The sequence below is a fragment of the Nonomuraea sp. NPDC004186 genome (assembly GCF_053603495.1).
Genome location: NZ_JBSGFQ010000227.1, coordinates 1 through 9,859, shown reverse-complemented (window position 1 = coordinate 9,859; position 9,859 = coordinate 1). Strand labels below are relative to the sequence as shown.

General features: G+C 73.0%; 8 protein-coding genes and 1 pseudogene. 4 read left to right on the top strand and 5 right to left on the bottom strand.

What is annotated here, in order from left to right:
• Positions 1-105: 105 nt before the first annotated feature.
• Genes ACWEPL_RS64075 through ACWEPL_RS64065 form a run of 3 tightly spaced genes read right to left on the bottom strand, consistent with a single transcriptional unit; the run spans position 106 to position 2,297 of the window.
• Positions 106-867, bottom strand: coding sequence for an SDR family NAD(P)-dependent oxidoreductase (locus tag ACWEPL_RS64075; RefSeq protein WP_452442748.1), 762 nt, complete (start codon positions 865-867; stop codon positions 106-108).
• Between the two features lie 53 nt (positions 868-920).
• Complete coding sequence (locus ACWEPL_RS64070) at positions 921-1,457, bottom strand: GNAT family N-acetyltransferase (RefSeq protein ID WP_452442746.1); 537 nt, start codon at positions 1,455-1,457, stop codon at positions 921-923.
• A 9-nt stretch (positions 1,458-1,466) separates the two neighbouring features.
• Entirely contained in the window at positions 1,467-2,297 is an 831-nt protein-coding gene (locus ACWEPL_RS64065; RefSeq protein WP_350727849.1) for an SDR family NAD(P)-dependent oxidoreductase, read from the bottom strand.
• A 49-nt stretch (positions 2,298-2,346) separates the two neighbouring features.
• Between ACWEPL_RS64065 and ACWEPL_RS64060 the strand changes: the two genes are divergently transcribed.
• Both ACWEPL_RS64060 and ACWEPL_RS64055 read left to right on the top strand, forming a co-directional pair.
• Positions 2,347-3,171, top strand: coding sequence for a MurR/RpiR family transcriptional regulator (locus tag ACWEPL_RS64060; RefSeq protein ID WP_452442744.1), 825 nt, complete (start codon positions 2,347-2,349; stop codon positions 3,169-3,171).
• A gap of 76 nt (positions 3,172-3,247) precedes the next feature.
• Positions 3,248-4,021 carry an aldo/keto reductase gene (locus ACWEPL_RS64055; protein WP_452442750.1) on the top strand — a complete coding sequence of 258 codons (774 nt, stop codon included), beginning with the start codon at positions 3,248-3,250 and terminating at the stop codon, positions 4,019-4,021.
• Here the strand turns inward: ACWEPL_RS64055 and ACWEPL_RS64050 are convergent.
• Complete coding sequence (locus tag ACWEPL_RS64050) at positions 3,978-4,232, bottom strand: hypothetical protein (protein WP_452442742.1); 255 nt, start codon at positions 4,230-4,232, stop codon at positions 3,978-3,980. The two genes, ACWEPL_RS64055 and ACWEPL_RS64050, sit on opposite strands and share 44 nt — an antisense overlap.
• Before the next feature lie 161 nt (positions 4,233-4,393).
• On the opposite strand from ACWEPL_RS64050, the gene ACWEPL_RS64045 reads away from it, so the two are divergent.
• On the top strand, positions 4,394-4,585 hold the full coding sequence (locus ACWEPL_RS64045) for a DUF1918 domain-containing protein (RefSeq protein WP_363974374.1): 192 nt from the start codon (positions 4,394-4,396) through the stop codon (positions 4,583-4,585).
• A gap of 172 nt (positions 4,586-4,757) precedes the next feature.
• Here the strand turns inward: ACWEPL_RS64045 and ACWEPL_RS64040 are convergent, their stop codons facing one another.
• Positions 4,758-5,681, bottom strand: a complete 924-nt coding sequence (locus ACWEPL_RS64040; protein ID WP_452442740.1) for a MerR family transcriptional regulator — start codon at positions 5,679-5,681, stop codon at positions 4,758-4,760.
• Between the two features lie 168 nt (positions 5,682-5,849).
• Here ACWEPL_RS64040 and ACWEPL_RS64035 point away from each other — a divergent pair.
• A pseudogene (locus tag ACWEPL_RS64035) lies at positions 5,850-9,859 on the top strand (hypothetical protein); the annotation flags it as partial.

Sequence of the window (9,859 nt, the reverse complement as noted above, 5' to 3'; positions counted from 1 at the left end):
GCGTGCCCATCGGCGTGTTTTAGGGGCCCGGGTTTGGCAAAAACCGGCCCCGCGTGGGGGGTGGTCTGGGGCCCGGGGCGGGGGCCCCCGGCCCCCGGCGCCTTTCTAGTTGGGCGGGTCGAAGCGGCCGTCCACGGCGGTCCAGCCGCCGTCCACGTACAGGACCGAGCCGGTCACGAAGCTGGCCGCGTCGCCGGCCAGGTAGACCACCGCGCCGGCCATCTCCCGCGCCGTCGCCCACCGGCCGAGCGCGCTCTTGTTCGCGTACGCGGCGTACCAGTCGGGGTTGTCCTTGATCTGCCTGGTCAGCGGCGTCTCCACCACGCCGGGCGCGATGGCGTTCACCCGCACCCCGTGCGGCCCGAACTCGGCCGCCGCCGTCCGCAGCAGCTGCACCAGGCCCGCCTTCGTGGCCGAGTAGACGCTCTGCCCCGGCTCGGTCACGGACGCGCGGATCGAGGCGAACCCGATGATCGACCCGCGCCCCCGCTCGACCATGCCCGCCCCGAAGGCCCGCACCACGTCGAACGAGGCCCGCAGGTTCAGCCCCACCACCCGGTCGAACTCCTCGCCGGAGTAGTCGAGCAGCCGCTTGCGGACGTTCGTGGCGGCCGTGAACACCAGCACGTCGGCGGGCTCCTCCCCGGCGGCCCTCTGCACCTCGGCGGCGTCCAGCACGTCGAGCAGCCGGGCGTCGCCGCCGCACACGGCGGCGGTCTCCTCGGCCGAGGCCAGGTCGCGGTCGGCGCACACCACGGAAGCCCCGTGGGCGGCCAGCGCCAGCGCCGCCTCCCGGCCGATCCCGCTCCCCGCCCCGATCACCACGGCCCGCCGCCCATCCAGGCGGAACAGCGCGTCATATCCCATACGAGGCACCCTAGCGACTGGTCCGACCAGTGCACCAGGTCGGGGTCAGCGCGTCAGCGCGTCTCCCATTCGGCGCGCGTCAGCTCGTACTCCACCTCACCGTGCTCGGCTCCTGGCAGCGGGTCCTCCCACTCCAGGTGGAAAGTGCGGGTGAAGCGCAGCCCGCACTTCTCCATGACCCGCCGCGAGCGCACGTTCACCGCCATCGTCTGGGCGTAGACCCGGCGCGCGCCCAGCTCCCGGAACGCCTTGTCGATCAGCGCGAGCGAGCCCTCGGTCGCGTACCCCCTGCCCCAGGCCGACTTGTGCAGCCGGTAGCCCAGCTCCGGCTCGTCGTCCGGCGTGCCCTTGGGCGCGCGCAGGTGGAACCACCCGAGGAAGGCCCCGGACGGCTTCTCGATCGCCGCGAAGAAACCGGTTGCGATGAACGCGGGCAGCGTCTTCCCGACGATCACCTCGCGCGGCGTGGGCTTGCCGCCGTTGAGGAACTCCATGACCTCGGGGTCGTTGTGGAGGGTGAAGAGGTGGCCGGCGTCGGACTCGGTGAAGCGGCGCAGGACCAGCCGCCCGGTCTCCAGATAGATGTGCACCGGCAAACGCTAGTGAGCCGGTGGCCGCGCCTTCGACAGGTTTTCCGACAGCTCGCGCAGCCGGGCCCGCGCCCCGGCGTCGTACGCCTGCTCCAGCGCCTGCGAGGGCCGCAGGCCGTCGAAGAAGCGCCCGGACACCTCGTCCAGCTCGGGGTCGGTGACCAGCCGCGACGTGGCCTCCACGCCCTCCCGCAGCTCGCTGACCGGCGTGGCGACCATTTTGGTCGGCATGTACGTGGCCGGGTGCAGGGCGTTGGCGGTGACCCCGGTGCCCGCCAGCTCCTCGGCCAGGTCCACGGTGAACATCACCTGCGCGAGCTTGCTCTGGCAGTACGCGCGCACCCCGCTGTAGCCGGCGGCCTGCATGACGTCGCCGAAGTCGATCGGGGCCTGGCCGAGGCTGCTGACGTTGACGATCCTGGACGGGGCCGACTCGCGCAGCACCGGCAGCAGGAGCCGGGTGAGCAGGTAGCCGGCCAGGTAGTTGACCGCGAAGCGCAGCTCGTGGCCGTCCGCGCTCTCCTGCCGCGCCCCGCCGCCCGGCACGGTCGTGCCGATCCCCGCGTTGTTGACCAGCGTGTCGAGGTCCTTGTGGTCGGCCGAGACGGCCTGCGCGAGCTCGCGTACCTCGTCGAGCGAGGCCAGGTCGGCGCGGTACCAGTGCAGCCGCGCGGCTGGGACGGCGGCCCGGATCTCCGCCAGCGTGTCGTGGCCGCGCCGGTCGTCGCGGCCGTGCACGAGGACGGTCGCGCCGCGTGCGGCCAGGTCGGCGGCCAGCGCCCGGCCGAGCCCGTCGGTCGCGCCGGTGACGAGGATCGTCCGCTGCTCCATGGGACGCATGCCCACCACGGTATCAAGACGGAATTTCGTTCTCTGCTACGCTGCCGCCATGGAACGCAATTCCCTCGCGGCTACCGTGCGGGCCAGGCTCTCCGGGCTGCACGACGCCGAGGCGCGGGTCGCGCAGGTGGTGCTCGACCAGGGCGCCGGGCTCGTCCACCTGAGCGTGAGCGACGTGGCGCGGCTGGCCGGCACGTCGGCGTCCACCGTCGTACGGGCGTGCCGGCGGCTCGGGTTCGGCGGCTACCAGGAGCTGAAGATCGCCTCCGCCCGCGAGACGCCGCGAGGGCCTGAGCCCCAGGACGACCGCGACCCGCTGGCCGCGACCGTACGGGCGGCGCAGGAGGCGCTCGGCGGGCTGGGCGCCACGCTGTCGCGCGACGACCTGAACGCCGCCGCCGAGGCGCTCAGCGGGGCCGCCCGGGTGCTGTTCGCCGCCACCGGCCTGTCGGGAGCGGTCGCCGTCGACGCCGCCTACCGGCTGCGGGCCCTCGGCCTGCCGGTGGACCTGCCGCCCGACCCGCTCACCGCGCACCTGGCCGCCGAGCTGCTGCCGGAGCCGTCGGTCTGCCTGGCGATCAGCCACAGCGGGGCCACCCGCTCCACCGTCGACACCGCCCGCCGCGCCCGCGCCGCCGGGGCGCGGGTCGTGGCGATCACCAGCTACGCCAGCTCGCCGCTGGCCGAGGAGAGCACCTGGGTGCTCGTCGGCGGCGGGCAGGACCTCGTCTTCGGGATGGAGGCGGTCGCCAGCCGCCTGGCCCACCTCACCATCGTCGACACGCTGTCCATGATCGTGCTCGCGCTGCGCGGCGGCGCGGCCGAGCGGGCGGTGTCGGCCTCCGCCGACGTCACGGCGGACCACAGCTACTGAGAGGGGCACAGTGACCAGCCAGACTTTCGACATCGCCGGCGAGCTGCGGGTCAACCGGCTCGGGTACGGCACCGGCATGCTCACCGGGCCCGGCTACTGGGGGCCGCGCCTCGACCCGGACGGGGCCGTCGCCATCCTGCGCCGCGCCGTGGAACGCGGGGTGACGCTCGTCGACACGGCCGACAACTACGGGCCCGACCTGGCCGAAGAGCTGGTGGCGCGGGCGCTGCACCCGTACCCGGACGATCTGGTGGTGGCGACCAAGGGCGGAGTCGTCCGTACGGGCCCCAACGTCTGGCACGTCTCCGGGCGGCCCGAGCGGCTGCGCGCCATGTGCGAGGCGAGCCTGCGCCGGCTCAAGACCGACACCGTCGACCTCTACCAGCTCCACCGGATCGACCCGGACGTGCCGCTGGCCGACCAGCTCGGGACGCTCGCCGAGCTGCGGCAGGAGGGCAAGATCCGGCACATCGGCCTCGACACGGTCACCGTGGAGGAGCTGGAGCGGGCGCTGGGGATCACGGAGATCGCCTCGGTGCAGAACCGCTTCAACCTGCTGGACCGCGAGTCCGCGCCGGTGCTGCGGGTGTGCGAGGAGCGCGGGCTGGCGTTCCTGCCGTGGTTCCCCCTGGGCAACGGCTCGCTGGTCCGCGACGGCCTGCCGGAGGCGGCGCGGCGGCACGGGGCGAGTGCCGGTCAGGTGGCGCTGGCGTGGCTGCTGCACCACTCGCCCGTCATCCTGCCCACGCCGGGCACCGGGTCGCTCGCCCACCTGGAGGAGAACCTGGACGCGGCCGCCGTCGAGCTCACCCCCGACGATCTGGCCGCCCTGGACGCCTTCCTGCCCTAGCGCCCAGCTCGCCGAGCACCGCCTCGTAGGGCGCCGGCTCGAACCCGTCGCCCGCCAGCTCGTCCAGGGCCTCGTGGGTGCCGGCCGTGAGCTCGTGTTCCCGGCAGTAGTGCTCGTCCCGCGCCGTCAGGCCGAGCGCCGCCCAGAACTCGTCCGTGGTCATGCGCCCGAGCGTCACCGAACGGTACGCCGCGCGGATCTCCTCCCGCACCGACGCTACTGCGGCGCGGGATGGCCGAGGCGTCGGGCGCGGGCTTGCAGATTTCTCTAAGACGCGGCATGAGAAAGGCATGCCCTTTGCGGGGCGGCCCTTCGGGTGCAATGTGGGAAGGAACCTCAAAGTTGCCCAAGACCAGCTGAGAGGAACTCATCATGCACGCGAACGTCGGTGACCACCTGATCGTCCACGGCAACGTTGTCGGCCATGGAGACCGGATAGGCGAGATCATCGAGACCCGGGGCGAGAACGGCACGCCACCGTTCCTGGTGCGATTCAAGGACGGACACGAGCAACTCGTCTTCCCGGGACCCGACGCGGTGGTCGAGCCCGCCGAGGCCGTCTGACCGCCGTCCTCGAGTTGAGCCGTGCCGGCCCACACCACACGAATCCGGCCCCGACCGACCCACAGCAGCACCACGACCCGCGAGCCCAGACGCTTAGCCGCCACCGCCCATCTCAACACACTCGACCGAGCTCAGAGATCACGGCGAAACCGTACTGGACCCGCCGGGAACGTCAGCCCAGGCGGGCGCGCAGGGCCTCGGTGAACCAGCCGAGGGCGGGGCTCAGCGGCTCCGGTGCGGGCCAGCCGTTGATCACCGCCAGCAGTTCGAGGTAGTGGTCCCTGCGCGGGTCGTCCGCCTCCTCCAGCCGGTCCAGCAGCCGCCGCCGGAGGACGGGGCCGTCGGGGAGGCCGAGGTCGCGGGCGTACGCGGCCACGACCGCCGCCACCACGGAGTCCGCCTCGGGGGCCTCGGGGGCGAGACCCGCCGCGAGGGCCGGGCGGGCGTGGTCGCGGGCCAGTGCGGCGGGGCCGGGGCGCGGGGGCGCGTCGGCCTCGCCTCGTTCGGCCGCGTGCCGGGCGAGGATGCGCCGGACGGCGGCCCGGAAGTCCGGGTCCTGCGCGAGCTCGGCCAGCTCCACCCAGGCCTCCACCTGTTCGGGCGAGGGGTCGTCGGGCAGCTCGGGCGTCATCGAGCGCATGATCCCGGCGAACCCCGGAACGGTGTCCAGGCCGTCGAAGGCGGCCTCCAGGAAGTCGTCGACGAGGCGGCGGCGTTCGTCCTCGGAGAGTCTTGCCAGTTTGTGCATGAGATCCATTTCCTCGGGGCTGGAGCCGCGCCTGGCCACCGCCGTGAGCACCGCGCGCCGCAGCCGGAGCGTGCGGATCTGCACGGCCAGCGCTTCGGCGTGCGCCGCGGCGACCTCGGGGAGCGAGACCTCGCGTGCCACGACCCGCCGGATCGTGGGCAGGTCCACTCCCAGGTCGCGCAGCGTCCGTACGAGCTCCAGGCGTGCGACGGCGTCGAGGTCGTAAAGGCGGTAGCCGGTGGGGCTGCGGTCGGTAGGCGGCACGATCCCCCGATCGGAGTAGAACCGGATGGTCTTGACCGTCAGCCCGGTGCGCCGGGCCAGGTCACCGATGGAGTAGAGCGCCATGTCTCCACCTTCCCGCCTCCCCTAGATGGAGACTCAACCGCTTGACAGTGATCCTGAAAATTGGGGTCCCATGTTCAGGCGGGTTTGACTACCTGTGAGGAGGTGTGGTCGCATCGTGACCTATGTTTCTGATGGGATGAATTAGACCGGTCCGGGGGAGAACGTTTCATGCCGCACGCCCTTCTGCGCGTGCTCGCTTCGACGTCCATCGCAAGCGCCACAGTCCTGGTGGCCCTGCCACCGAGTGCCCAGGCCCAGACGCCGGGCCACGCCCAGGTGAGGGTCCAGCCCGTGCCCGCCGTGCAGGAGCCGCCGGCCGCCGCGGTCAGCGTTCCCACCCGGCCCTCGCTCGCCGTCAGGCCGGCGGGCACCGGGCGGGTGGGGCCCGACGAGCCCGAGGTGACCACGCCCGCCGGGCCGGGGCTCATTGACGAGGTCACCTCCGAGGCCGCCTCCGTCCAGGAGGAACAGGGCTTCGGCAGGCAGGCGCCCGACGTCCGGAGTGTGCTGCCCGACACGGCGGACGCCGAGCCGCTGACGCTGATCAAGCCGCTGGCGCCGATCCTCAAGGCCTTCGACGGGCTGGGTGGGCTGGGCAAGGTGGTGCCGGGGCTGACGTACCGGCTCTGCGTCCAGAGCGAGGCCGTGCCGGTCTCCTGCTCGATCTCGCAGCCGGTCGCCACGCCGGCGGTCGCCGACGTCACCGGCGACGGCAGGCCCGACCTGGCCGCCGACCTCGTGCCCACGGCCAACCCCATGGAGGGGGCGGCCGGGCTGGGGTTCGCGGTCAAGCGGCTGTCGCAGGGGCAGGTCAAGGCGCTGGTCTGGGCCGAGTACGACGGCAAGGTGTCGGTCGGGTTCGACGGCCTGCGGCACGGCGGGTCGCTGTCGGCCTTCGACTGGGGGACGTTCGGCGTCGACCTGACGGGCAAGCAGGTCAAGGCCAGCGTGAAGCGTACCGATCCCGGGAAGTCCGCGGCCCTGGTCGCGGGGCTGACCGGCCGCAGCGTGGTGAGCCTGCGCCAGACGCCCGCCACCGAGAAGCTCAGCGTGACCGCCGCGCTCGACTCGCCCTCCCTGGACGTCCACGCCTCCGCGCCCGCCAAGCTGGAGGCGCTGGCGGTGAACGGCCGCCAGTTCACCCAGGCCGTGCTCGACCGCATGCCCGCCCGCGCCGCGGTGCGGCTGTCGGACGGCGAGGTCCGCTTCACCAGCCCGTCCTCGATCGCCCGCGCCCGGCTGCACAGCTTCACCTATCGTGACGGCAAGCTGGCCAGGGTGCTGAGCGCCCAGGTCAGGAAGGTGCCGCCGACCATGACCGCCAAGTACGCGGCCGCGGACGGCAAGCAGACCCTGACCGTCGAGTCCGCCAAGGGCCGGGCCGGGGCGGCCTCTCTGCTCTTCTTCGACCGGGCCGCGGACAAGACCGTGCTGAGGACCGAGCTGAGCGACCTGCCGGCCAAGGTGCGCCTGGTCAACGACCTGGCCGAGCACCGCGTCACGCACACGACCAGCTCACCCATCGGCCGGTTCGCCGTGGTGCTCCAGCGCAACGAGGGCGCCATCTCCAGCCCGCGCGGCGGCCACGTCACCATGATCAAGAAGGGTGACGCGGTGGGGGTGTCGGGGCTGCTGTCGGGGCTGTCCGGGTTCGACGTCACGTACGGGGCCGTGCCGCACGCCCACCTGGAGGTGGGCTCCAGCGGGCGCTCGTTCGTGGGCGCGGCCAGCATCGACGGCACCCACGTGGCCCGCCTGGAGATCTCCAACACGCGCGCCACCGTGGACGTCACCCTCGACCCCGCGAGCCGGAAGGCCGAATACCAGGCCAGCGGCGTGATCCGCAGCATCCGCGCCGCCTACACGAATCTCGAGACGGGCCCCACCGTCGACGGCACCGTCCTGGGCGTGCGCGACGACGTCAAGGCGTCGTGGGAGCTGGGCGAGCGCTCGACCGTCAAGGTCGCCACGTCCGCCAAGATTGACCAGATCAAGATTTATGCCAATAAAGCGCACGTGACCTCGCCGTCCGGGGAGGACCTGGAGGCGACCGTCGAGGGCGTGCGCAAGAGCGTCGAGCTGGTCGCCGACACGGGCGCCCGGACCCTCACCTGGACCGCGGACGCGCCGGTGGCCAAGGTCTCGGCCCTGGCCAGGGTCAAGCTCGGCGACCGGTACGCCAGGGCCGCCGCCGAGGTGAGCGGCGTGCCGGCCCGCTTCGACGCCTCGTGGGACCCGGCGTCGTACCGCTTCCGCGGCCTGTCCGGGCCGGTCGGGTCGGCGGAGGTGGCGTTCACCAACCACGACGGGGCAAAGGCTCCCACCGGGCCGCACCTGTCGGCGCACTACAGCCAGGCGACCGGCGACCTGGACGCCAGCGTGCTGGTGAAGGGGCTCAAGCAGGTCGGGTTCACCCCGGCGGCGCAGGGGTTCAGCGCGGACTTCCGCTCGGCCCGGCAGAGGCTGGCCGTGGACGCCGACGTCACGCAGGGTGACGCCCGCTACGGCCTGATCGGCACGCTCGGGCCCGTGCCCGGCCGCCTGTCGGTCACCTCCGACGGGGGCAAGCTCACCTACGCCGGCTCGCGCCTGGACGTGCGCGCCCGCGCCTGGCTCGGCAAGGCCGGGGCGCTCGACCGCATGCGGGCCGCCCCCGCCGTGCCCGGCGGCGTGTCCCTGGTGGACGGCGGCTGCGCGGCCGGATCCGCGGGCTGCTCCCAGGGGCCGTTCTGCACGCCGGATCGGGGCTGCTTCGGCCTGCAGGGATACCTGGACGTGAGCGGGCTGCCGGACCAGGTGACCGTGGACATGACGGGTAAGACGTTCGCGTTCTCGGGGTTCAGCCCGCGGCGCAAGAGCCTCGGCGTCTATCTCGCCAGCAGCGTCCTGTCACCCGTGCCCGTCAAGGCCAGGGCCACCCTGACCGGGCTGCCCTCCCAGATCACCAGCATGTCGCTGGGGCCGTTCGGAGTGGCGCAGGGCAACGCCGTGCAGGCCGCGTACCGCATCGAGCCCGCCGCCACGCTCGGCGCGCTCGACGTGCAGGCCGAGGCCGGTGACCTGCGCGGGCACGTGTCGATCGACCCCGTGCCGGCCTCGGTGTCCGTCCAGGGCACGTACGGCGCCCAGACCCGCATCCGCGTCAACAACTCCGCGGCCGTCAAGCGCCTGGACGCCAAGGTCACCCTGGCCGGGAAGGGCACCGGCGAGCTGCGCTTCGCGGACGTGCCGGCCTCGTTCGGGGTGGACGCCGACGCCTCGGCCGCCGGGCTGAGCGTGCCGGCGCTCACCTACAAGTCGAACGTCAGCACCCTCGACGGCTACCTCGGCGTGGAGGGCGGCCTCGTGGACCCGCAGGGCAGGCTCGGGGACGTGTCGTTCGCGGTCAAGGACCTGGCCGCCGACACCACGATCCGCATGAACCCCGACCAGTCGCTCGACCTCGTCTCCCGTCCCGTCCCCACGGGCCGCCTGTCGCTGCACGCGGGGCTGCGGATGGACGCGGTCGCGCCGCAGCAGATCTCCGTGAGCAAGGAGGTCCCGTACACGACGGGCTTCCTCACCTACAACGTCGGCGGGAAGTTCGGGCTGCAGGCGAGCGCGGTCAAGGACCTGTCGCTGGACGCGCAGCGCGTGTCGTGGCTGCGCATCCGGCCCGGCAAGGTCCCGTTCGGGCTGAAGGCGCCCCCGGCCCTCGGGTACGTCGCGCCCGGCTTCGAGGGCGACTACGGTCAGCTCAAGCTGGCTGCCAAGGGGGTGGACCTGCGGCCCGAGGTCTCCCTGGACGTGCGGCTGAGCAGGGAGGTCGGCAGCGACGTCTTCCGCGACTCGGTGCGGCTGGCCCCCACCGACTCGCTCGCGCTGCGCCGCTACGACCAGCGGATGCGGCGGATCGGCGCCAAGCAGGAGATCAAGGCGGCGGGGATCAGCCTGGCGTGCGTGACGGTGGACGCCAAGCCCGGCTTCGCGGCCGGGAACGGGTCCAGCTCCATCACGCTGCGTGGCGCCGACGGGCCCCAGATGGTGTCGCTGCTGGATCCGGGGGGCCAGGTGCCGGACTACGCGGTGGACCTGCTGACGCACTTCATGAGCCCGTTCCCCGGGGCGGAGTGGAAGGTCGCGGCTCTCACCGTGGACGGCGAGAAGCCCGTCACGAAGCCCACCCTGGGCAACGGCGC

Excerpts from the sequence above, each read along its gene's own strand:
- ACWEPL_RS64075 (WP_452442748.1), bottom strand. The coding sequence starts at position 867 with ATGGGATATGACGCGCTGTTCCGCCTGGATGGGCGGCGGGCCGTGGTG.
- ACWEPL_RS64065 (WP_350727849.1), bottom strand. The coding sequence starts at position 2,297 with ATGCGTCCCATGGAGCAGCGGACGATCCTCGTCACCGGCGCGACCGAC.
- ACWEPL_RS64045 (WP_363974374.1), top strand. The coding sequence starts at position 4,394 with ATGCACGCGAACGTCGGTGACCACCTGATCGTCCACGGCAACGTTGTC.
- ACWEPL_RS64055 (WP_452442750.1), top strand. The coding sequence starts at position 3,248 with ATGCTCACCGGGCCCGGCTACTGGGGGCCGCGCCTCGACCCGGACGGG.
- ACWEPL_RS64040 (WP_452442740.1), bottom strand. The coding sequence starts at position 5,681 with ATGGCGCTCTACTCCATCGGTGACCTGGCCCGGCGCACCGGGCTGACG.
- ACWEPL_RS64060 (WP_452442744.1), top strand. The coding sequence starts at position 2,347 with ATGGAACGCAATTCCCTCGCGGCTACCGTGCGGGCCAGGCTCTCCGGG.